The sequence below is a fragment of the Sphingomonas sp. M1-B02 genome (assembly GCF_026167525.1).
GTDB lineage: Bacteria > Pseudomonadota > Alphaproteobacteria > Sphingomonadales > Sphingomonadaceae > Sphingomonas.
The window spans coordinates 1,004,432-1,026,383 of record NZ_CP110679.1; the positions used below are offsets into that span (position 1 = coordinate 1,004,432).

At 63.7% G+C, this 21,952-nt stretch carries 25 protein-coding genes; 9 read left to right on the forward strand and 16 right to left on the reverse strand.

What is annotated here, in order from left to right; genetic code table 11:
* Positions 1–51 precede the first annotated feature (51 nt).
* The 6 genes from OKW87_RS04815 to OKW87_RS04840 all read right to left on the reverse strand — a co-directional run bounded on the left by OKW87_RS04815 (position 52) and on the right by OKW87_RS04840 (position 3,769).
* Positions 52–198 (reverse strand): hypothetical protein, encoded by a 147-nt coding sequence (locus OKW87_RS04815; RefSeq protein ID WP_265542707.1) that lies wholly within the window; start codon positions 196–198, stop codon positions 52–54.
* Positions 199–242: 44 nt separating this feature from the next.
* Positions 243–380 (reverse strand): hypothetical protein, encoded by a 138-nt coding sequence (locus OKW87_RS04820; protein ID WP_265542709.1) that lies wholly within the window; start codon positions 378–380, stop codon positions 243–245.
* The gene (locus tag OKW87_RS04825; protein WP_265542711.1) at positions 367–822 is read right to left on the reverse strand and encodes a DUF4411 family protein; all 456 of its coding nucleotides are present in this window, start codon (positions 820–822) and stop codon (positions 367–369) included. Before OKW87_RS04825 ends, OKW87_RS04820 begins: the two co-directional genes overlap by 14 nt.
* A complete protein-coding gene (locus tag OKW87_RS04830) occupies positions 806–1,963 on the reverse strand; it encodes an XRE family transcriptional regulator (protein WP_265542713.1) in 1,158 nt (385 codons plus the stop codon). The genes OKW87_RS04825 and OKW87_RS04830 overlap by 17 nt, the downstream gene beginning before the upstream one ends.
* 173 nt (positions 1,964–2,136) lie before the next feature.
* On the reverse strand, positions 2,137–3,090 hold the full coding sequence (locus tag OKW87_RS04835) for an IS1595 family transposase (RefSeq protein WP_265542715.1): 954 nt from the start codon (positions 3,088–3,090) through the stop codon (positions 2,137–2,139).
* Positions 3,091–3,208: 118 nt separating this feature from the next.
* The gene (locus tag OKW87_RS04840) at positions 3,209–3,769 is read right to left on the reverse strand and encodes a YqgE/AlgH family protein (RefSeq protein ID WP_265542717.1); all 561 of its coding nucleotides are present in this window, start codon (positions 3,767–3,769) and stop codon (positions 3,209–3,211) included.
* Between the two features lie 95 nt (positions 3,770–3,864).
* On the opposite strand from OKW87_RS04840, the gene OKW87_RS04845 reads away from it, so the two are divergent.
* The 4 genes from OKW87_RS04845 to OKW87_RS04860 all read left to right on the forward strand — a co-directional run bounded on the left by OKW87_RS04845 (position 3,865) and on the right by OKW87_RS04860 (position 6,410).
* Complete coding sequence (locus tag OKW87_RS04845) at positions 3,865–4,347, forward strand: peroxiredoxin (RefSeq protein ID WP_265542719.1); 483 nt, start codon at positions 3,865–3,867, stop codon at positions 4,345–4,347.
* A gap of 70 nt (positions 4,348–4,417) precedes the next feature.
* A complete protein-coding gene (locus tag OKW87_RS04850) occupies positions 4,418–4,681 on the forward strand; it encodes a hypothetical protein (RefSeq protein ID WP_265542721.1) in 264 nt (87 codons plus the stop codon).
* 75 nt (positions 4,682–4,756) lie between these two features.
* The gene (locus OKW87_RS04855) at positions 4,757–6,211 is read left to right on the forward strand and encodes an AMP nucleosidase (RefSeq protein ID WP_265542723.1); all 1,455 of its coding nucleotides are present in this window, start codon (positions 4,757–4,759) and stop codon (positions 6,209–6,211) included.
* A gap of 58 nt (positions 6,212–6,269) precedes the next feature.
* The gene (locus OKW87_RS04860) at positions 6,270–6,410 is read left to right on the forward strand and encodes a hypothetical protein (protein WP_265542724.1); all 141 of its coding nucleotides are present in this window, start codon (positions 6,270–6,272) and stop codon (positions 6,408–6,410) included.
* A gap of 3 nt (positions 6,411–6,413) precedes the next feature.
* Here the strand turns inward: OKW87_RS04860 and OKW87_RS04865 are convergent, their stop codons facing one another.
* The 3 genes from OKW87_RS04865 to OKW87_RS04875 are packed head-to-tail and all read right to left on the reverse strand — an operon-like array spanning position 6,414 to position 9,493.
* On the reverse strand, positions 6,414–8,255 hold the full coding sequence (locus OKW87_RS04865; protein ID WP_265542726.1) for a M2 family metallopeptidase: 1,842 nt from the start codon (positions 8,253–8,255) through the stop codon (positions 6,414–6,416).
* Positions 8,256–8,307: 52 nt separating this feature from the next.
* Complete coding sequence (locus tag OKW87_RS04870; RefSeq protein ID WP_265542728.1) at positions 8,308–9,069, reverse strand: alpha/beta fold hydrolase; 762 nt, start codon at positions 9,067–9,069, stop codon at positions 8,308–8,310.
* Positions 9,050–9,493: a GFA family protein gene (locus OKW87_RS04875; RefSeq protein ID WP_265542731.1), complete on the reverse strand. Its 444-nt coding sequence runs from the start codon at positions 9,491–9,493 to the stop codon at positions 9,050–9,052. Before OKW87_RS04875 ends, OKW87_RS04870 begins: the two co-directional genes overlap by 20 nt.
* Before the next feature lie 85 nt (positions 9,494–9,578).
* Between OKW87_RS04875 and OKW87_RS04880 the strand changes: the two genes are divergently transcribed.
* The 3 genes from OKW87_RS04880 to OKW87_RS04890 all read left to right on the forward strand — a co-directional run bounded on the left by OKW87_RS04880 (position 9,579) and on the right by OKW87_RS04890 (position 12,823).
* A complete protein-coding gene (locus OKW87_RS04880; RefSeq protein ID WP_265542733.1) occupies positions 9,579–10,025 on the forward strand; it encodes a MarR family winged helix-turn-helix transcriptional regulator in 447 nt (148 codons plus the stop codon).
* Positions 10,018–11,124, forward strand: coding sequence for an HlyD family secretion protein (locus OKW87_RS04885; RefSeq protein WP_265542735.1), 1,107 nt, complete (start codon positions 10,018–10,020; stop codon positions 11,122–11,124). Before OKW87_RS04880 ends, OKW87_RS04885 begins: the two co-directional genes overlap by 8 nt.
* A 103-nt stretch (positions 11,125–11,227) precedes the next feature.
* Positions 11,228–12,823, forward strand: coding sequence for a DHA2 family efflux MFS transporter permease subunit (locus OKW87_RS04890; RefSeq protein ID WP_265542736.1), 1,596 nt, complete (start codon positions 11,228–11,230; stop codon positions 12,821–12,823).
* 178 nt (positions 12,824–13,001) lie between these two features.
* Here the strand turns inward: OKW87_RS04890 and OKW87_RS04895 are convergent, their stop codons facing one another.
* Together OKW87_RS04895 and OKW87_RS04900 are read right to left on the reverse strand one after the other, a co-directional pair.
* Complete coding sequence (locus OKW87_RS04895; RefSeq protein ID WP_265542738.1) at positions 13,002–14,027, reverse strand: aspartate-semialdehyde dehydrogenase; 1,026 nt, start codon at positions 14,025–14,027, stop codon at positions 13,002–13,004.
* A 122-nt stretch (positions 14,028–14,149) separates the two neighbouring features.
* On the reverse strand, positions 14,150–16,375 hold the full coding sequence (locus OKW87_RS04900; protein WP_443025080.1) for a DPP IV N-terminal domain-containing protein: 2,226 nt from the start codon (positions 16,373–16,375) through the stop codon (positions 14,150–14,152).
* A 165-nt stretch (positions 16,376–16,540) separates the two neighbouring features.
* Between OKW87_RS04900 and OKW87_RS04905 the strand changes: the two genes are divergently transcribed.
* Positions 16,541–16,993: a PA2169 family four-helix-bundle protein gene (locus OKW87_RS04905; protein ID WP_265542739.1), complete on the forward strand. Its 453-nt coding sequence runs from the start codon at positions 16,541–16,543 to the stop codon at positions 16,991–16,993.
* 3 nt (positions 16,994–16,996) lie between these two features.
* On the opposite strand, the gene ybaL is transcribed toward OKW87_RS04905, so the two are convergent.
* The 4 genes from ybaL to trmD all read right to left on the reverse strand — a co-directional run bounded on the left by ybaL (position 16,997) and on the right by trmD (position 20,490).
* Positions 16,997–18,616, reverse strand: a complete 1,620-nt coding sequence (gene ybaL / locus OKW87_RS04910; protein ID WP_265542740.1) for a YbaL family putative K(+) efflux transporter — start codon at positions 18,614–18,616, stop codon at positions 16,997–16,999.
* A gap of 260 nt (positions 18,617–18,876) precedes the next feature.
* The gene (locus OKW87_RS04915; RefSeq protein ID WP_265542741.1) at positions 18,877–19,260 is read right to left on the reverse strand and encodes a hypothetical protein; all 384 of its coding nucleotides are present in this window, start codon (positions 19,258–19,260) and stop codon (positions 18,877–18,879) included.
* A 107-nt stretch (positions 19,261–19,367) separates the two neighbouring features.
* Positions 19,368–19,760 (reverse strand): 50S ribosomal protein L19, encoded by a 393-nt coding sequence (rplS, locus tag OKW87_RS04920; RefSeq protein ID WP_265542743.1) that lies wholly within the window; start codon positions 19,758–19,760, stop codon positions 19,368–19,370.
* A gap of 1 nt (position 19,761) precedes the next feature.
* Positions 19,762–20,490: a tRNA (guanosine(37)-N1)-methyltransferase TrmD gene (gene trmD / locus OKW87_RS04925; protein WP_265542745.1), complete on the reverse strand. Its 729-nt coding sequence runs from the start codon at positions 20,488–20,490 to the stop codon at positions 19,762–19,764.
* 35 nt (positions 20,491–20,525) lie between these two features.
* Between trmD and OKW87_RS04930 the strand changes: the two genes are divergently transcribed.
* Positions 20,526–21,431 carry an NAD(P)/FAD-dependent oxidoreductase gene (locus tag OKW87_RS04930; RefSeq protein WP_265542747.1) on the forward strand — a complete coding sequence of 302 codons (906 nt, stop codon included), beginning with the start codon at positions 20,526–20,528 and terminating at the stop codon, positions 21,429–21,431.
* 46 nt (positions 21,432–21,477) lie between these two features.
* Here the strand turns inward: OKW87_RS04930 and rimM are convergent, their stop codons facing one another.
* Positions 21,478–21,951, reverse strand: coding sequence for a ribosome maturation factor RimM (gene rimM / locus OKW87_RS04935; RefSeq protein WP_265542749.1), 474 nt, complete (start codon positions 21,949–21,951; stop codon positions 21,478–21,480).
* Position 21,952: the final 1 nt, after the last annotated feature.

Genomic DNA, 21,952 nt, shown 5'->3' on the forward strand with positions numbered 1-21,952 from the left:
TTCTTGCGCCTTCCGGAAACGAAATTGGCGATTGCGTAGTTTACAAACCCGCTAGAAATGGGCGGGTTCGAAGAAGCCGGGCGCGTAATCGGGATCGGTGAGCAGTCTTTTGAAGCAATCTCCGTGCGCGGACCAAACCTGCCATTTGTCGCCCGCCGTGGCGACTGTCACCGAGCAAGGGTCGGTATCGGTCTCCACGATGTCCTTCGCGCAAAAGCAACAGGGGCCAAAAACAACATCCGTCACTCCGGCTTCTCCACCGGCTTATGCCTCACCAGATTCTTTAGCCGCTCGTCAAAGCGCTGCTCGTCGTCGTCCGTCTCTAGCTCGCGCGCGGCTTGCTTGAACTTGTCGAGTTGGGTTTTTTCAGGATTTTCCATGCACGCTCCAAACGAGTTCGGTGCCCGAGATACATAGCACGTCCACGCCTTGCTGTCGGCAGACAAACGGGATCCGTTTGGTGCTCTGTTTTCGCTCATCGGTGACAAGGGTATAGTCATAGTGCTTTGCACATCCAATCAGCCAAGGATCAGCGGGATCGGGATTTTTTGCTCCAGTGAGATCAAACAAGAAGTCGAAATTCTCCGAAATGTACCCAACGTGGTTCATCACTTCCGGAATGTATTGCTCGACTATCATTTCCTTCTTTAGCGGCTGAAACAATGATTGGATATCCGGCCACCTTCGAAGCTCATCAAAGACTTGCTCGACAGTCCTAAGTTCACCCGCCCCGACAAGGTGAATCAAGGTTTGATAGACCGCATCTCCGTCGGGCCTATCAGCGATATGCACGATGGCGTCGGTATCAATAAGGTAAGGCACCGAGCCCCGCGTTTACGTTGAAAAATTGCTGATCAAGCCGATCCTTGATCAAGGCGAAATGCTTAGGGGCGACGTCAAGCATTTCAGATGCTTCTGAAGCGCTTATTCGAGCCTCATCCTCCGCATTCAGCACAGCGCGCGTAAAACGATATCCGATCTCTGAGACCTGAGTGGATACGGCGTTTCCGCCCGCACTTTCGCGGGTGTTAGCGTGCGCTTGCTGACTGACCAGCATTTGGAAAAATCCAACGGGGGCGACCCCCAACTGCTCAAGCCGAAGAGACAGGGCTTGCTGACTGACCTTAAGCTTGCGCGCCCAACGAGCTATATCGTCAAACGCCCACTGAATCGGGTGATCAGGCCAATACGGCAACAATTCTCGAATCAACGCGCGCGGCATCAGAAACCCTGCGGCGAAGCGGTTGCAGAACGCCTCGACAGGGTTTCGTTCGTTCAGATCAGATATGCCAGGCTGACGCAAAAGGAGGTGGGCGTATTCGTGGGCCATCGTGAAAATCTTGGCGGTCTCAAACTCCTCCGACTTATTGATCATAATAATCGGAGCGTTCGGGTTTCTGAATATCGTGAACCCTTTGCAGTCCTTCAATTCAAACTTGCGTTGCAGCACGTAAGCGCCAGCGTCTTCAATGACCGTCCGCCAAGTGCGAAAAGCGCTTTGTGTGTCCCAGCTGATTTGAGCAGCATGTCCAACGTTGAGCCTTCGTCGCTCTCGCTCGCCAGCCTCGGCTGCGTCTTCGGTGAGCCGCAATCTTGGCAGCACTGGCGTGGGAGGAGCTGCGTCGGTCTCGACCAATTCGAGGATGTTTTGCTCGATTGTGTAAGCGTAACTGATCGCCAACCGGGCGTCGAAACCGAGCGTCGCTGGTCTCCCTTCATATGTGCGGAAGTCGAGCGGGACCGGCGGGGTCTCGGGTGCGGTCTGCCTTAAGAATGTAGCAAGTGGGATGCGCAGCTTGTTCGCATAGCGCCTGAATTGCGTAAGATTCATGGGTGCGCCCGCTTCAAGCGCAACGATATCCTCGGCGGGCAGAGATAGCCGCTCCGCGGCCTCATCAATCGTGAGGCCGCGGAACTCTCTAGCCCAAGTCAGCATCTCTTTCTTGACGGCAATTTGCGTCACAAACCAACGTCCTGAGAGAAAATCACCCCGACCGGAATCAATAAAACTATGGTATCAAAATCCGCCATAGGCGGATTCTATCAGAGCAGAATCAAGCGGTAAACCGATATCTGCGATGAGCCTTAGTAATCCATCGAGTTCTAGTCTTTTTCGAGGCAGTCTCGGCGGACGGCCTATTGCTCGTCAGCTGACTTATAAGTGAGACGCTTGCCGACGATGCCCTTGAGCGCGATGTCGGCGCGCTGGCGATCATCCACGCCGTTGCCGACGCGGTTGTCATAGCGGAAATTGAACTCCGCAACGTAGCGGTGAAGGTGCTGCTCGCCGCAGTGCTGATAAACGCCGCGCATTCCGCGTTTGAAAATGCTGAAATAACCCTCGACGGTGTTGGTGTGAGCCTCGCCACGAACGTATTCGTTGCCGTAGTGGCGTACGACCTGATGGTCCGCGAAGTTCACGCCAATCTTCTTATAGAGCAGCGCTTCGTCGGTCATCAGGCGCGCTTCCTTGGCGAGGTTCGCCAGTACGATCGGCTCAATCGCGGCGCGCGTCGTGGAGTCGATCACCATAGCGCGCGACCGGCCAGTCTCGCGGTCAACGAGCGCCAGAACCTTCATCTTGTGGCTTCCGCCGCCACCCTTGTAGCCCGCGCCCTTCTTGCGACCGATGTAGGTCTCATCGACCTCAACCATGCCGCCGCCCGAACCGAACGGGGCAAGATCGCCGGAGCGCATGGCTTCGCGGATGCGATGCGACAGGAACCACGCCGAATTATACTGGATTTCGAGAATGCGGCTGAGCTGGTGCGAACTGATGCCCTTCTTGCTCGACATCATCAGGTGAACGGCCTGGAGCATCTTGTGGAGCGGGAGCTTGGCATCCTCGAAAACCGTGCCGACCTTGACCGTGAACTGCTTGCGGCACTCGCCACACTTCTTGAGGCCGTGGCGCACAACGCCTTCCGGATTCTTCTTGCTCGGCTTGGAGCGGACGCCCGCGAGATCGTAAACGCGACCGTTCACAATGCCGCAGTGCGGGCAGACTTTGCCGTCCGCCCAGATCAGGTCTTCCAGATACTCGAAAGCCTTGGCTTCGTCGTGAAAGCGGGGCTGGGAAAGGACGGACATAACGGCATTGCTCCTGTGCCGAAATATCTACACCTTCCTATTGGGTTTGTCAAATACGTAATCGCCACGAAATTTCACAAAACACATGAAAAGTGGGAAGCTAAGGCGGATCTTCGCTTCAGGCGGTTCCCGTGCTGCTTGCCAACAACCGCGGATCGATCCCCGCCGCGGCGAATCCTTTCGCCCAGCGGTCATCGGCCTCCACGCCGTACAGAAGCTCGGTATCCGCCTCGGTGTTGAACCAGCCGTGCCGCGTCATCTCTTCGTCCAGCTGCCCCTCGTCCCAGCCGGCATAGCCCAGCGCGACCAGCCACTGGCTCGGGCCCTTGCCCTCGGCGATCGCCCGCAGCACGTCGATCGTGCCCGAAAGCGCCCAGCGGCCGCCGACGTCGATCGTGTCCTGCCCACCCCAGTCGGTCGAATGCAGCACGAATCCGCGCCGCGGCTCCACCGGCCCGCCGAAATGCACCGGCCGGTCGGGCGCCTCGCCCGGATCGATCTCGAACTGCTTGAGCAGATCGTGCAGCCCCAGCCCGTCGATCGTCTCGCCGATGCCGATGCCCAGCGCGCCATCCTCGTCATGCGCGCACATCGCGATCACCGCGCGGGCGAAGCGCGGGTCGCCGATGCCGGGCATCGCCAGCAGAAATTGTCCGGTAAGATAGGGCGTCGACTCCATGCCGGACCAACTTACCGGGGCGGCTTCGGCTCCGCCATGCTTGAAAAAGGTCGCGCGCACGCCGATTGGAGCCGGGACTCACAATGGAGAGACCTATGACCATCCAGATCGGCGATCGCATTCCCAGCACCACCTTCATCAAGGTCAATGAGAGCGACCCCGAGCCGGTCGATTCGGACAGCTTCTTCGCGGGCCGCAAGGTTGCGCTCTTCTCGGTCCCCGGCGCCTTCACCCCGACCTGCTCGGCCAAGCATCTGCCGGGTTTCGTCGAAAAGGCCGACGCGCTGAAGGCCAAGGGCGTCGACGAGATCGCCTGCACCGCGGTCAACGACGCCTTCGTGATGGGCGCCTGGGGCCAGGCCTCGGGGGTCGACGGCAAGGTCACGATGCTCGCCGACGGCAACGGCGCCTTCCCCAAGGCGGTCGGGCTCGAGATGGACGGCAGCAAGTTCGGCATGGGCGGCCGCGGCCAGCGCTTCTCGATGCTGGTCAATGACGGCGTCGTCGAGCAACTCAATGTGGAGGCGCCGGGCCAGTTCGAAGTCAGTTCGGCCGATTATATGCTCGGCCGGCTGTAACATCGCATCCGTAACGGAACGCTGCGCTGCCGCGTGAGTTGAATGACGGAACTTGTTGAAAGGAAGCACCATGGCCAACACTAACAGCAATCAATCGGGCCAGTCGGCGGGCGATACTGCCGGCGCGGCCTCGGATTCGAGCAAGTCTTTCCTCGATACCGCTCAGGAAGCTATCAGCGGCGCGGTCGACGCGACCGTCGGCGCCGTGAAGGAGCATCCGGTGGCGGCGGCGGCCATCGCGGCCGGCGCGGCGGCGGCCGTGGGCGGCGCAGTCTATGCGGCGACCCAGCTTGGCGGCGAGAAGGAAGCCCCTTCGAAGTCCACCAAGAAGTAATCCGAGCCGGCCCCTCCTCGTGCGGGAGGGGCCGTCGGTCTTGCCAGAGTCATTTTCGCGCATTAGCCGTCGAAGATGACCCAAGCATCCGATATCGTCGCCGAACTCGATCGCCTGTACCGCGCATCGGTCGAGCGGCTCCAGGCTTCTCTCACGCTATACCTCACCGAAGGCACCCCGCCTGACCCGCAATCGCGGCATGACGGCAGCTTCGCCTACCCCGAAATCAGCGTCCGCTATCGCGGCGGCACCAATCGCCCCGTCCCGCGCCGCTCGTTCGGTCGCCTCGTCGAGCCGGGCGACTATCGGATCAGCGTCACCAAGCCGGCGATGTTCGCCGACTATCTCACCGAACAGCTCACCTTCCTGATCGAGGATTATGAGGTCGAGGTCTCTGCCCGCCCGGGGCGCCAGGAAATCCCCTTCCCCTATGTCCTCGATCCGGGCCACGCGCTGAGCCTCGACGAAGTCTCGGCGATCGACATTGCCCGCCACTTCCCCGCCACCGAGCTCGCCCATATCGGCGACGAGATCGCCGACGGCCTGTGGATCTCCAGCGACGACACCCGCCCGCTGGCGCTGTTCGATGCGCTGCGCACCGATTTCTCGCTGGCCCGCCTCCGCCACTATACCGGCACGCCGACCGAGCATTTCCAGCAATATATCCTGTTCACCAACTATCACCGCTATGTCGACGAGTTCGTGCGCTTCGCCTGCAACCAGCTCGGTCCTCAGGAAAATGGCCAGCCGAGCCGCTTCACCTCCGTCTCGGGCGCCGGCGGCATCCTCGTCGAGGCCGGCGACGACACCGATCGCCTGCTCAACGACAGCAGCGCCTGGCGCCGCCACCAGATGCCGGCCTACCATCTGATGGCCGAGGGCCGCACCGGCATCACCCTCGTCAACATCGGCGTCGGCCCGTCCAACGCCAAGACGATCACCGATCACCTCGCAGTGCTGCGCCCCGAGGCATGGCTGATGATCGGGCATTGCGGCGGCCTACGTCCCAGCCAGCGGATCGGCGACTATGTCCTCGCCCACGCCTATCTGCGCGACGATCACATCATGGACGACGTCCTGCCCCCCGAAATCCCGATCCCCGCGATTGCCGAGGTCCAGCTCGCGCTCGCCCGCGCCGCCGAGACCGTCTCGGGCCAGTCGGGCGACGAGCTCAAGCAGCGCCTGCGCACCGGCACGATCGTCACCACCGACGATCGCAACTGGGAGCTGCGCTACTCCGCGACCGCACTCCGCTTCTCGCTAAGCCGCGCCGTCGGCGTCGACATGGAGTCCGCCACCCTCGCCGCCCAGGGCTATCGCTTCCGCGTCCCCTACGGCACCTTGCTCTGCGTCTCGGACAAGCCGCTCCACGGCGAGCTCAAGCTCCCGGGGCAAGCAAACCGTTTCTACGAGCGCGCGATCAACGAGCATCTCCGCATCGGCATCGAGACGTGCGAAGAACTCCGCCGCGAAGGCGCCAAGCTCCACAGCCGCAAGCTGCGCGCGTTCAACGAGCCGCCGTTTCGCTAACGGCTGAGCGGGATATCTGTTCGTCTTCGGAGCGTTCAGCCTCCGGAAGGAGCCCAGCATGAACCCCGAGCCCACAGCCCCCAAGCCCGCCAACGAAGAGGGAACCCACGCCCACCAGCCCGACGGCACCGATTCTTCGGCCGAATTCGACGCGGGGATCGCCGACGAAAACACGATCCCCGATCAGATCCCGGAATAAGCCTCACCACCCCTGCGGCTGACCCTTATTTTGCTGATCGAGCCATTTCTTCAGCGGCGCGAAATATTCGACCATTGCCTTGCCCGAAATCTCGCGGCTGCCGGTGAACGCCTGCAGCGCATCGGGCCAAGGCTTTGATGCCCCCATTTCCATCATCTGATTGAGCCGCGCGCCGACCTGCTTGTCGCCGAAGAAGGAGCAGCGATGCAGCGGCCCCTTCCACCCGGCCTGGTTGCATGCCGCCTTGTAGAATTGGAACTGCAGGATGCGCGCGAGGAAGTAGCGCGCATAAGGCGTGTTGCCCGGGATATGATATTTGCCGCCCGCATCGAACCGGGTCTCGTCGCGCGCCACCGGCGGGGCGATGCCCTGATAGTCGAGCCGCAACTTGTCCCAACCCGCCTGATATTGCCCCGCCGGGATCGCGCCCGAAAACACGCCCCAGCGCCATTTGTCGATCAGCAGCCCGAACGGCAGGAACGCGATCTTGTCCATTCCCTGGCGCAGCAGCAGCCCGATATCCTTGTCGGCACTCGGCACCTTGTTCTTTTGGAGCATCCCGATCTGGACGAGATACTCGGGCGTGATCGAAAGTGCGACGAAATCGCCGATCGCCTCATGGAAGCCGTCATTCGCGCCGTTACGATAGAGCTGCGGCTGCGCCTTATAGGCGCGCTGGTAGTAATTGTGGCCCAGCTCGTGATGGATCGTGACGAAATCGTCGGCATTCACCTTGATGCACATCTTGATCCGGATGTCGTCCTTCTCGTCGATATCCCAGGCCGAGGCATGGCACTGGACTTCGCGGTCCGCGGGCTTGAGGAACAGCGAACGTTCCCAGAAACTGGCGGGCAAGGCCGCAAGCCCCAGCGACGAATAGAAATTCTCGCCCGCCTTCACCATCTTGAGATGATCAAAGCCCTGTGCCTTCAACAGGTCAGAGACGTCATAGCCGACATCGCCCGCTCCGGCGGGAGCTACGACATCATAGATATTGCCCCATTCCTGCGCCCACATATTGCCGAGCAGATCGGCGCGGATCGGCCCGGTCCTGGCCTGAACGGCGTCGCCATATTTCTCGTTGAGCTTGCGCCGGACATAGCTGTGTAGCGCCAGATAGAGCGGCTTGACGTCGGCCCAGAGCTTGTCGGTCAGCTTGGCGAAATCGTCGGCCGGCATGTCATAGCCCGATCGCCACATCGCCCCGGTATCGGCAAAGCCTAGCTCGACCGCGCCCTGGTTGGCGATCCCGACCATCTTGGCATAATCGCCGCGCATCGGCGCGCCGACCTGGTCGTTCCAGCTCGTCCACATCTCCCTGAGCTCGGCCGGGTTGCGGCTTTCGCCCATCGCCGCCTCGATGTCGCTGCCGTTGATCGGCTTGCCGTTCAGCGTGCCCTTGCCCTTGCCATATTGCGAGCCGAGCTTGGTCGCGATCGCACTCAACTCAGTGGCGGCGCCCGGCGTGGTCGGCGCAGGCAGCGTCAGCGCGCCGCGCAGCATCGTCAGTTGGCGCTTCTGCTCGGCGGAAAGCCCCGGCGCCTTCTGCAACCGCGCCGCCTCCAGCGCCCACCGTACCGCCATCTCGGTACGCCGCGCGCCATAGGTCGCGGCCAGCGCATCGGTATCGTCGGTGATATAGGTCGCATTGATCCAGTCGATCCGCGAGGCTTCGAGGCTGAACGCAGTCGCTTCGGCCTGGGCACGCTCGATGAAGGCCTGAGCCTCGGCGGCGGTCGGCGCGGCCTGGGTCGAGGCCGGGGTCTGCGCCTGCGCCTGCGCCGAAGCGGGCGAGACAGCGAGCACCGCGGCAAGTGCGAAGGTGGAAATGCCGATATGTTTCATGGGGGTGCCCTTGAGCGGAGATGCCCGACAGTCGGCCCCTGCCCCCGCCCCGTCAACCGCCCAGAAACTCGGCGATCGCCTGTCCAAGCTCGGGCCGGCTCACCGCGCTCATATGGTTTCCCGGTATCTCGACGAAGCTGCCTCGGGGCAGCAAATCGGCGATCTCCTCCGCCGAGCCATTGTCGAAATCCTCGGCGCCCGAGATCACCACCGTGGGCTGCACGATCGCACCGATCGCTTCCACGGGCGTATCGACGAAAGTCTCCAGGATCAGCAACAACGCCTCGGGATCTCCCTTCGTCGTCTTCAGGAATGCCTCGGTCATCCACTCGGTGCTGCCACGTTCGAAGCTGCCGAGATTGGTGAGCACCCGCCGGAAATATTCGCCGCGTCCGCCGGTCTTCTCCAGCCCCGTGAGCCCCATCCCCGCCAGCACGACGCGCCGCGGCGCCGCGCCGTTGGCGAGCATCCGCACCACCGTCCGCGCTCCAAGCGAGTAGCCGCCAAGATCGTAATCGGTCAGCCCCAGGTGCGCGATCAGCGCCATCCCGTCGCGCATCAGAGCATCGGGGGGATAGGCCGCCGGATCGTGCGGCTTCGCGCTTTCGCCATGCGCGCGCAGATCGGGCAGGATCAGCCGGAAGCCACGCTCGGCAAGCATGGCCGCATGGCCATAGCGGATCCAGTTGATGAACGCGTTCGAGAAATAGCCGTGGATCAGCACCACCGGGCGCCCCGTCCCGACTTCGTGCCACGCCAGGTCGACTCCGTCGAAGCTGGTGAAATGATGCGTTTCAGTCGGGAAGCTTGCCAAGATTTTCCATCCAGCGGTTCGTGACGTTGGGATTTTCGTCGGTCCGTGATGCAGGCAGCGGACTGGTGTCAAGCCAGTCGCGATGCCAGCTTTCGCTGCCCGAATGCGATACAGGCTTGAACCTCCAGGGATCGTCGAAGCTCCCGACGGTCAGGTCCATCCCGTCGCCGTCCAGGAAGGCGAAGGTCAGCGGTGTCCCACAAAGCGCGCAGAAGCCGCGCTCGGCGATCACCGACGATCGATAGAGGTCGGGCTCCCGCTCCCACGTCACGTCGGCCTTGCGAACCCCCTTGAATGCGATCGAGACGCCGCCGGTCGCGCGCTGGCACATCCGGCAATGGCACAGATATGCCGCGTCGTCCTCGATCGTCACGCGATAGCGAACCCGCTTGCACTGGCATCCGCCGCTCATGCTCTCCGTCACGCTTGTCTCCTCTGCAATTGCTGCGCCGCACAACGCAACTAGGTTGCGTGTTGCAATCAATAAGCCTGCTTATTATATGCGCGCCATGACCGACACTCTGGGATTTCTGTTAAGCGACACCTCCCGCCTGATGCGCCGCCGTTTCGACGAGCGCGCACGCAGCAGCGGCGCGACGGGTGCGCAATGGCGAATGCTCAAGATACTCGAACGGCACGAGGGATTGAACCAGGGACAGCTCGCAGAGTTGCTCGAAGTCGAACCGATTACCTGCTGCCGGATGATCGATCGCGTGGAGGAGGCCGGGTTCGTCGAACGCCGCCGCGATCCCGCCGATCGCCGTGCCTGGCGGATCCATCTGACCGAAAAGGCACGCCCGGTCCTCGCCGATCTCAAGGATGTCGCCGGCGGCATGATCGAAGACGCGCTCCAGGGGATGAGTTCCGCCCAGCGCGACGAACTGGTCGCACTTCTCAACATCGTCCGATCGAACATCTCCCAGACTCCAGAAAGCAAAGAGGCCGCAAATGGCTGACGCAGATCCCAAGTTCAGCAAGTCGGAAGCGGCGATCGCGATCGATCCTGTCGTTATGCCCGACCCGGTCGCCGAGGCCGAAGCCCCAGTCCGCACCAGGCGGCGCTGGCTGGCGCCCTTGCTCAAGTTCGGCGTGCCAGCGCTGCTGCTGGCGATCGTCGGCTATTTCTACTTCACCGGCGGGGGCACCGTCTCGACCGACAATGCCTATGTCAGCCAGGACAAGGTTTCGGTCTCGAGCGACGTCGCGGGTCGCATCGTCACGGTCGCGGTGAAGGAGAATCAGGTCGTCAAGAAAGGTGATCTGCTGTTCGAGATCGATCCCGAACCGTATCGCATCGCCGTAGCCTCGGCCAACGCCGCGATCGCCGCGGCACAGGTCCAGGTCCAGACGCTCCAGACCAGCTATGCCGGCACCGGCGCCGACATTCAGGCGGCGCGCGATACGCTCCAGGCCGCACAGGAAGATTATGGCCGCCAGGCCGAGCTGATGAAGAGTGGCTTCACCACGCGCGCCCGTCTCCAGCAGGCCGAGCATTCGGTCGAGCAGGCCCGCGCCACCGTCAATCGCGCCGCCGCCGACGCCGCCGAAGCGCGCTCGAAACTGTCGACCGGCTCGGCCGGGGAAAATCCGCAGCTCGCCGCCGCCCGCGTCCAGCGCGAAAAGGCGCTGCTCGATCTGAGCCGTACCCGCGTTTATGCGCCCACCGATGGCATCGTCAGCCAGGCGGATCGGCTCCAGGTCGGTCAGATGATGATGACCGGGCTTCCGGCCGTCACGATCGTCCGCGGCCAGGGCGCCTGGCTCGAGGCCAATTTCAAGGAAACCGACCTCAACAGGATGCGCGTCGGGCAAAAGGCCGAAGTCAGCTTCGATGCCTATCCGGGCCTGCACCTGAAGGCCCACGTCGCCTCCATCGGCGCGGGTACCGGCTCCGAATTCGCAGTGTTGCCGGCGCAGAACGCCAACGGCAATTGGGTGAAGGTCACTCAGCGCGTGCCCGTCCGCATTGCCATCGACGAAGCCAGCCCCCGCCCGCTGATCGCCGGCCTCTCGGCCGACGTGAAGGTGGACGTAGAGGACACGCCGACAAAGTAGAATTTAACCGTCACCCCGGCGAAAGCCGGGGTCTCCTGCCGCAGGCGCTGCGCCGCCGACCAAAGATCCCGGCGTTCGCCGGGGTGACGAAAATGGATCTGACATGGCCACTGCAGCTCCCCCTCGCGGTACCCCCGCCCCAGCCGCTCCCCCGCGCCCGCAACACGGCGTCGCGGCGCTGCCCGTCGCCAATCGCGGCCTGCTTACCCTCGGGGTGATGCTGGCGACGATCATGCAGATCCTCGATTCGACCATCGCCAACGTCGCCCTCCCCCACATGACGACCGCGCTCGGCGCCACCGCCGATACCGTCACCTGGGTGCTCACCAGCTATATCGTGGCGTCGGCGATCGCGATCCCGATCACCGGCTGGCTCTCGGATCGGGTCGGCTCGCGCAACCTGTTCCTGGTCTCGACCGTCGGCTTCATCGTCGCATCGGCACTCTGTGGCATGGCCCAGAATCTCGAGCAGATGGTCATCTTCCGCATCTTCCAGGGCATTTCGGCGGCGTTCATGAACCCGCTCAGCCAGACGGTCATGCTCGATATCAATCCGCCCGAGCGCCAGGCCAAGGCGATGGCAATCTGGGGCATGGGGATCATGGTCGGCCCGATCATGGGTCCGGTGATCGGCGGCTGGCTGACCGACAATTTCGATTGGCGCTGGGTGTTCTACGTCAATCTTCCGATCGGCGTGATCTGCGTCGCGATCCTCTGGTTCCTGCTGCCCTCCCGCCCGATCACCAAAAGGCGCTTCGACCTGTTCGGCTTTTCGATGCTATCGCTCGGGATCGCCGGCCTCCAGCTGATGCTCGATCGCGGCCAGGGCGAGGATTGGCTGAGCTCGACCGAAGTCTGGGTCGAGATGCTGATCGCGGTCATCGCGATCTGGATGTTCACCGTGCACATGGCGACGGCCAAGCAGCCGATGTTCGATCGCGAGATCTGGAAGGATCGCAATCTCGTCACCGCGATCGCCTTCATGCTCGTCGTCGGCGTGGTGATGATGGCGACGATGGCGCTCCTGCCACCGATGATGCAGACCCTGTACGGTCATTCGGTGCTCGATACCGGCCTGCTGCTGATGCCACGCGGAATTGGCGTCGTGCTGACGATGGCGGTTTCCGCACAGCTCACCCAGCGCGGCTTCGATCCGCGCTATCTGGTCGGCGCCGGCATGTCGATCGCGGCCTTCTCGCTCTGGCAGATGACCCATTGGTCGCTCGACATGGACGCCTGGCCGGTAATCGTGTCGGGCTTCGTCCAGGGCCTTGGCATGGGACTCGTCTTCATGCCGCTCACTGGCATCGCCTTCTCGACGCTGTCGCCGCGCTTCCGCACGGAGGCTGCGTCGCTCACCAATCTGTCGCGCAACATCGGCGCATCGGTCGGCATCTCGCTGGTGACGACCCTGCTCGCGCGCAGCATCCAGACCAGCCATGAGGCATTGGTCCCCAACATCCGCGCCGAAACGCTGAACACGATAGATCCCAACCTGCTCCAGATGCTGGGCGGATCGAGCGATGCCGTGATGGCGATGGCGGATCTCGAGATCAATCGCCAGGCGCTGATGATCGGCTATCTCAACGATTTCTACGCGATGATGATCCTCACCGCGCTCAGCGTCCCCCTGGTCTTTTTCCTGCGCAAGCCCAAGGGCCCGATGGCCAAGCCCGATCCCGGCGCGGCGGGGCATTGAGGGTCAGGAGCATCGCGAGACGCAGCATCCTGCTTGCACTATCGAATGTGAAAGGATCGAGGGGCGGAGGCAGCCTCAAGGCCGCCCCGGCTCTCGAAGGTCGTTACGCAACCGTATCGATATCGCCGAGCGTGGCTGATAGTTTGACCCTGGTGTGACCCCGGTGTGACCTTGGAGCTCAATCCTTCTGCAAATGCCGCCGCCCGAGCAGTTCGGCAATCTGCACTGCATTGAGCGCCGCGCCCTTGCGAAGGTTGTCGCTGACGCACCACAGGCTCAGCCCGCTCTCCACCGTCGGATCCTCGCGCACCCGGCTCACGAAAGTCGCAAACTCGCCGACGCATTCGATCGGCGTGATGTAACCGCCATCTTCATGCTTATCGATCAGCATGATGCCCGGCGCCTCGCGCAGGATCGACTTCGCCTGCTCGGCGCTGATCTCGTCCTCGAACTCGACGTTGATCGCTTCCGAATGGCCGACGAACACCGGCACGCGCACGCAGGTCGCGGTGACCTTGATCTTGGCGCCCATGATCTTCTTGGTTTCGACCACCATTTTCCACTCTTCCTTGGTCGATCCGTCGTCGAGGAAGCTGTCGATGTGCGGGATCACGTTGAAGGCGATCTGCTTGGTGAACTTGGACGGCACCGCGGGATCGCCGACGAAGATGTTGCGGCTCTGCTCGAACAGCTCGTCCATCCCCGCCTTGCCCGCGCCGGAGACCGACTGGTAGGTCGCGACCACCACCCGCTTGATCGTCGCGGCATCGTGCAGCGGCTTCAGCGCCACCACCATCTGCGCGGTAGAGCAATTCGGATTCGCGATGATGTTGCGGACCTTGTAGCCGTCGATCGCCTCGGGGTTCACTTCGGGCACGATCAGCGGGATATCCGGATCCATCCGGTAGAGCGAGGCATTGTCGATCACCGTGCAGCCGGCCGCGGCGAAGCGCGGCGCGTGAAGCGCACTGCCCTCGGAGCCGATCGCGAACAGCGCGATATCCCAGCCCGCCGGATCGAAATTGTCGATATTCTGGACTTTATACTGTTTCCCGGTCTCGCCGAAATCGACCATGTCGCCCTGGCTGCGCGAGGAGGCGAGCACCGCCAGCTCGTCGATCGGGAATTCCCGCTCGGCCAGGATGTTCAGCATCTCACGCCCGACATTGCCGGTCGCTCCCGCGACCACGACACGGTACCCCATCGTCATTCCTTCCAGAGCCGGCACCCATTCGCCGGTGTGCGCGCAAATGCTGGCGCGCGGCGCCCGCGTAAAGCCCCTTTTGCTTTACGTGGGAAAAGCCGCGCTCGGGCGGGCGCCCGCTTCTACTTTTTTAGACCCGCATGCCGATCGGTGAAATCCAGGATGGTCGTCCACAGATGCTCGCTCACGCCCGGCCCGCCCACGCGGTGGGTCTTGCCCGGATAGAGCATCATCTCGAACGGCACCGCCTGCTGCTGCATCGTCGCTGCCATTGCGGTGGTATGCTCCAGCACGACATTGTCGTCGGCCATGCCGTGGAGGATGAGGAGCGGATCGCCGATCTTGCCCGCGTCGGTGATAGTGTCCGAGCGCTTGTAGGCCGCAGGCACCTTGGTCGGGTTCCCCATGTAGCGCTCGGTATAATAGGTGTCGTACAATTCCCACTTCGTCACCGGCGCACCCGCGACCCCCGCGGCGAACACGCCCTTCGACGCCTCGAGCATCTTGAGCGTCATATAGCCGCCATAGGACCAGCCATAGGTGGTGATCGCCTTCGGATCGACGAAGTCGAGCGACTGGAGATAGGCGGCGCCCGCCAGCTGATCCTCGACCTCGACCGATCCCATCGCCTGGAAAATCTGGTCCTCGAACGCCTTGCCGCGATTGGCCGAGCCGCGATTGTCGATCTGGAACCAGACATAGCCCCGGTCGACGATATATTGCTGCAACGCCCCGCCCCAGGCGCGGCTGACCGTCTGCGAATGCGGGCCGCCATAATGCTGGAAGAAGACGGGATAGCGCTTGCCCGGCTCCCGCTTCGGCGTGATCATCTCCCAGTGCAGCGTCGAGCCATCCTTGGCCTTGATCGTGCCGAAGCTCCGCTCGCGGTGGCTCGCGAGATAGGCGTTATAGGGATGATCGGACGCCGTGACGTCGTTCTGGTTGACCCATGCCAGCCGCTTGCCCGTTGCATCGGCCAGATAGACTTGCGACGGCTGATTGGTGTTGGAACGCGAGACGATGATCCGGCTCGCCGCCGCGTCCATCGTCGCCATGTTCCACCAGCCCGCCTCGGTCAGCCGGGTGAGCGCGTTGGGCTTGGCGATATCGACCGAATAGATGTGCCGCTCGAGCACGCCATCCTTGTTGCCGCGGAAGAAGATGCGGCCCTTTGCCTCGTCGACCGCGACGAAATCGCCGTCGACCTCCCAACCGCCCTTGGTCAGCTGGGTCCATTTGCCGCGATTCCAGCGATAGAGATGCCCGTAACCGTCGCGCTGCGACCACCAGATCAGGCTGCCATCGGCCAGCGGGGTGAGCCCGTTGGAAAGGTTGACCCAGCTCTTCGGCCCCGATTTCTCGCTGAACAGCAGCTCCGACTTGCCCGTCGCGGGATCGACCTTGAGGATGTCGAGCACGCTCTGCGCGCGATTGTGCCGCTGGACGAACAGCGCGCTTCCATCCTTTGCCCAATCGACTCGCGTCAGATAGATGTCGGTCTCGCGGCCGAGATCGACCTTGACTCTGTCCTCGCCCGCCGGCCCCATCAGATAGAGCACGACCAGCGCGTTGGGCGTGCCCGCCTTCGGATAGCGTTGGTTGTAGATCTTGGTGCCTTCCGCGCCGATCGCGGCACGGGCGACGATCCCCACCGGTGCCTCGTCGAACCGCTCCACCGCGATCCGCCGGTCGTCGGGCGACCACCAATAGCCGGTATAGCGCCCCATCTCTTCCTGCGCGACGAACTCGGCCTCGCCCCAGTGAACTGTGTCCTTGCCCTCGGTGGTGATCTGACGCGGCTTGCCGGTCGCCAGGTCCATCACCACCAGATTCTGGTCCTGCACATAGCTGGCATAGCCGCCGCGCGGGCTGATCACCGGATTGAGTTCGGTCGCCTCGCTGCTGGTCAGCCGGCGCACCTTGCCGTCGAGCGAAGCGAGATACAGGTCACCGTCCAGCGGCACGAGGATCGCCTTGCCGTCGGGCGCCCAATCATAGCCGACGATGCCGGTCTTGCCGACGATCGAGCGGTTGCGCTCGCGCTGCATCTTCGCGGCTTCGGAAAGTTCGGCGCCGGTCCCCAATTTCTTCGAATCGACCAGCATCCGCCATTGCCCGCTGGTCGTGTCCATCGCCCACAGATCGTAGCGTTCCTTCTCGTCCGCACGGTTGCGCAGCAGTGTGAGAAGTTTGCCGTCGGGCGAAAGTCTCGGCTGGAGCGGCGCGCTTCCCGCCAGATCGGGGCTGGCGAAGACGCGCTCGAGCGTCAGGTCGCGCGTCTGCGCGGCGGCCTCATTCGCCATCGTCGGCACTCCCAACAAAGCCAGTCCCAGCAGCCATTTGCGCATTCCAAACTCTCCTTGGCGGCGCTTATCGCGGTCGCATCGCGGGCTTGCAAGGCCGGAGGCGGTCTTCGCAACCTGCCGCTAACCTCCCATTCACTCTCTTTGACCGGAGCCATACGCCGCCGTGCCGGTTCTAGCCGGGACGGTATCCCCAAAGGAGAATGCACTATGTCCGACAATCACGACGTCTCGAAGCTCGACGACCTCATCGTCACCACGATCGACAGCATCCGCGGCTACGAGCATTCCGCCGAGCACGCCAAGACCAGTCGCTTCGCGCAGTTCTTCACCGAAATGGCGGCGGAGCGTCGCCGCGTCGTGGAGGCGCTATCGGAAAAGAGCCGAGAGCTCGGCGGCACGCCCGCCGATTATGGCTCCACCGCTGCGACGCTTCACCGCCGCTGGGAAGATCTGCGCCGCGCACTCGGCGGCGGCGACGAAGCCATCCTGAGCGAGATCGAGCGCGGCGAGGACTATCTCAAGGAGGAATATGACCGCGTGCTCGCCGACGAGCGCATGTCGCCCGGCGTGCGAGGCGTCGTCCAGACCTGCTACCGCTCGGTGATCGAGGGCCATGACCAGTCGCGCAAGTTCCGCGACGCACTCGAAGCGACAAGCTGACGCTCAGCAGAGAGCGAGCATCCGCGTCGCGATCTCGCGCTCGCCCATTACCACTTCCAGCACGCCGAGGTTGCGCAGATGCGCCACCTCGGCGTCCGAATGCGCACGCGCGATGATCTGCAGTTCCTGATTGAGTTCGCGCACTCGCTTGGCGATCACCCCCGCCTCATAGCCTTCGGGAATCGCGATCAGCAGCCGGCTCGCCGCGCCGATATTGGCGGCGGCCAGGGTGTCGCTGTCGAGCGCGTTGCCGCGGACCACGTCGATCCCCGCTTCCTCGGCCTGGCGGGCGACGTCGCTCTGGTCCTCGATCAGTGCAAAGGCCTGCCCCGCCGCCTTCAAGTCGGCGGCGATCAGCCGGCCCACCCGGCCATAGCCGATCAGCACCACATGCCCCTCATGCTCGCGCTGCAAGATCGGGGCATCGTGCGCCACCGCCGCTGGATCCTGCCGCCCGGGAACGAGCCAGCTGAACAGGAACGGGTTCAGGAAGATCGAGATGATCGCGCCGGCCAGGATCAGGTCGCGGCCCTCCGGCGGCAATATGTTCAGGCTGGTTCCCAGCGTCGCCAGGATGAAGGAAAATTCGCCGATCTGCGCCAGGCTCGCCGCGGCAGTGATCGCGGTCATTCCACCATGTTTCAGCGCGCGGACGATCGCATAGGCCGCGACCGACTTGCCGACGATGATGATCGCGACGGTGGCCAGCAGCGGCAGGGGCTGCTCGATCAGCACCGCCGGATCGAACAACATGCCCACCGACACGAAGAAGAGCACTGCAAAGGCGTCGCGCAGCGGAAGCGTCTCCTCCGTCGCCTGGCGGCTCATCGGCGTCTCGCCCAGAATCATGCCGGCGAAGAATGCCCCAAGCGCGAACGACACGTCGAACACGAACGCCGCGCCGAACGCCACGCCCAGCGCGATCGCCAGCACTGCGAGGCGAAACAGTTCGCGCGAGCCGCTGTCGACCACCCATTGCAGCACCGCCGGGATCAGCCGCCGCCCGATCAGCAACATCACTGCGACGAAACCGGCCACCTTGAAGAAGGTGCTCGCGATCGGCGCCGCGACATCGGCAAGAGTCGCGCCCTCCGCGCTATTGAGGGCTCCGGCAAGCGCAGGCAGCAATACCAGCGCCAGCACCATCGCCAGATCCTCGACGATCAGCCAGCCGACCGCGATCCGGCCCCGCTCGGTCTGCACCAGATTTTGCCCCTGCAGCGCGCGCAGCAGCACCACGGTGCTGGCCACCGACAAGGCCAGCCCGAAGACGAAGCCGGCCAGCAAATTCCAGCCCAGGCTCCACGCCAGCGCCATGCCCATCAGCGTCGCGACCGTGATCTGACCGACAGCGCCCGGGATCGCGACCTTCCGCACCGAGAGCAGGTCCTTCAGCGAGAAATGCAGCCCCACCCCAAACATCAGCAGGATGACGCCGATCTCCGCGAGCTCGCCCGCGAGATCGGCATCGCCAACGAAGCCCGGCGTGAACGGCCCGACCAGCACGCCCGCGACGAGATAGCCTGCGATCGGCGAGACCTTTAGCCGATGCGCGATCGATCCCATCACGAAAGCGATGACGAGCCCCGCGACGATCATCGCGATCAGGGGTGTGTGGTGCATAGTCAAATCCATCCTTCGCCGGGCGGGCCATTCCCACCCGGCGCCTTCCTCCTGGCGCGACGGCTACTCCACCGTCGCGCCGACGATTGCGGCAAATGCCGCCGCCGATGCTGCTATTCCGCCCCAGATGGCGGTCACGAACCACCATGGCGGGCGCTTGCGTCTATTTTTTCGCATGACCTGTCCCTCATAGGAGAGTTGCCACAAGCCCCTCGGGGCGTTGCGGGCACAGGCGGCACATGAAGCGCCGCGGCGAGGGGTCAGGCGATCGGCGGTCCACGCGGGAAACGCGCGGCGAGGATTCGTATGAAGGAAAGCGTGGCCGGCGCGCCGCCGACGACCGACGCGCGCGCGCCGATCCAGGCAATAACCATGGGAGCCGCAGCCGCGATCGCAACCCCGGCGCCCGCGCTCTTGGCGACAGGCTCCTTTCGGTCCGCGCGCTCGAGCTGCACGCGGAGACGATCCGATGGATGCAGCGCGACGGCGCTCGTCGATGGGTTGAATGCCGACCCCAGCGGCGCCGTATGCGGCAAGCCTGCCGGCACGACCGCACAGAAGACGGCAGTGGCCAGCGTCAGCCAGAGCGACGCGACGAACAGCTTCAGCTGCCCCCACCCGCTCCTGCTCGTCGCCTGTTCCATGCATGCCATGATAGCCGAACGGGCCGAAGGACGGAAATATCCTCGCCCGAAACGAAAAGGGCGCGGAAGCTTTCGCCCCGCGCCCCAAATCGCAAACTTCCCGAAGTTTATTCGGCTGCGGTCGCATCCTTGGCCGGACGCGGATCGCGGCGCTCGGCGATGCGGGCCGACTTGCCGGTGCGGCCACGCAGATAATAGAGCTTCGCACGACGCACGACACCGCGGCGGACGACTTCGATGCTGTCGATGTTAGGCGAATATAGCGGGAATACGCGCTCGACACCCTCGCCGAACGAAATCTTCCGCACGGTGAAGTTGGAGCCCATGCCCTTGTTCGAGCGTGCGATGCACACGCCTTCATAATTCTGCACGCGGGTGCGCTCGCCTTCGACGACCTTCACGCCGACCTTCAGCGTATCGCCGGGGCGGAATTCGGGAATCTTCTTCGTCTCGTTGAACTTGGCGATGTTTTCCGCCTCGATCGTCTGGATGACGTTCATGTCATTCTTCCTTCTGTCGCCGCGCACCAGAGGGAGACAGGACCCGAGCGCCCTCATGGCGCTCCCAAAGGTCCGGCCTCCTTAGCCGTGTATCGGTCTCGGCCATCGACTTGCGCCATGCCGCGATCCGCGCATGATCCCCCGATCGCAGCACTTCGGGGATCGTGCGCCCTTCCCATTCGACGGGTCGGGTATATTGCGGATATTCGAGCAGCCCCGTCTCGAAGCTCTCGTCCATGCCACTTGAAGCCGCGCCCATTACGCCGGGGAGCAGGCGAATGCAAGCATCGAGCAGGGTCAGCGCGGCCATCTCGCCGCCCGACAGGATATAGTCGCCGATCGACACCGGCTCGATCGCGCGCGCCTCGAATATCCGCTCGTCGATCCCCTCGAACCGCCCGCACAGGATCGTGACCCCCGGCCCCTCAGCCAGCGCGCGCACCCGCGCCTGGTCGAGCGTCCGGCCGCGCGGCGTCATCGCCAGCACCGGCCGCCCCGCCGGCACGCTGTCCAGCGCCGCGCCCAGCACATCCGCCCGCATCACCATCCCCGCCCCGCCGCCCGCCGGCGTATGGTCCACCGAACGATGCTTGTCGGTCGCGAAATCGCGGATCTGGACGGCGTCGAGGCTCCACAGCCCCTCGCGCAGCGCGCGGCCCGCAAGAGAAATGCCGAGCGGCCCGGGAAACATCTCGGGATAAAGCGTTAGGACGGTTGCGGCGAAGGCCATAAGGGCCTTTCCCCTGCTCGGGATAGATTGGCAAGATGGACGACTGCATCATCATCGGCGCCGGCCCCGCCGGCCTCACCGCGGCGATCTATCTCGCGCGCTATCACCTCAAGATCCGCATGTTCGACTCCGGCAATAGCCGCTGCGCAATGATCCCCTGCACGCACAACCATGCCGGCTACCCGAACGGCATTTCGGGCAAGGAACTTCTCGCGCGGATGCTCGAGCAGGCCGAGAAATATGGCGCCACCCGCGATCTGGCCGAAGTCACCGGGCTGCACGTCGCCGAGGAAGGGTTTGTAGTGCGCGTCGGTGATCGCACCTATCCCGCCCGCTCGATCCTGCTCGCGACAGGCGTCGTAAACCATCGCCCTGACATGCCCGACTCGCTCCACAACGAAGCGCTCCAGCGCGGGCTGCTGCGCTATTGCCCGGTCTGCGACGGCTATGAAGTCACCGACAAGCGCGTCGGCGTGGTCGGCACCGGCGATCACGGCATGCGGGAGGCGCTGTTCATTCGCGGCTTCACCGCCGACGTGACGCTGATCGCCCCGGGCGCCGCGCACGAGCTTCCCGAAAGCTGCCAGAAGGCGCTCGACGACGCCGGCATCGCCCATATCGACGGCCCCTGCGGCGATTTCCGTATCGAAGGCGACCAGATCAGCACCGGCACCGCCAAGGGGCGCATGGCGTTCGACAGCATCTATCCCGCGCTGGGTTCGCGGATCCGCTCCCGCCTTGCTGTTCAGGCCGGCGCGCGGGCGGCCGAGGACGGCTGCCTCGAAGTCGACGACCATCAGCGCACCTCCGTCCCCGGCCTCTTCGCCGCGGGCGACGTCGCCAAGGGTCTCGACCAGATCAGTCACGCGATGGGCGAAGCGGGCGTTGCCGCCACCACGATTCGCAACATGCTCAACGAAGAACGTCCGATCCGTCGCTAGGTCGAGGTGCGCCGGAAGGCTCGATACCGCCCCGCAGGCGGGCCACCTAGACGATGAAATCGCGGGCAATCACCATCCGCTCGCCGTCCCATTCGGGCACCGCTTCGGGACGCATCGGCACCATGAAGCGCTTGCCGTCGGGCCGCTCTATCTCGATCACGTCACCCGCACCGAAATTGTCGATCGCGATCACCGCTCCCAGTGCCTCGCCCGCGTCGGAGACGGCGGGCAGGCCCAGCAGGTCGACATGATAATATTCCCCCTCCGCCAGCGGCGGCAGCGAAGAGCGAGGCACCGTCAGCGCGGTGCCGCGCAGGGCCTCCGCCGCGTTGCGGTCGGTGACCTCGACAAAGCGCGCGATCGCGCCGTTTGAGCCTGGGCGCAGGCTCTTGAGCGTTAACGCGCCTTGGTTAAAGCTTGTGTGGTCGGAAAGGTCGTCCGCAAAGACCTTGAGCCGAACCTCGCCGCCAATGCCATGCGCACCGATCACGGCGGCCAGAGTGACCGGTTTGTCTGTCATA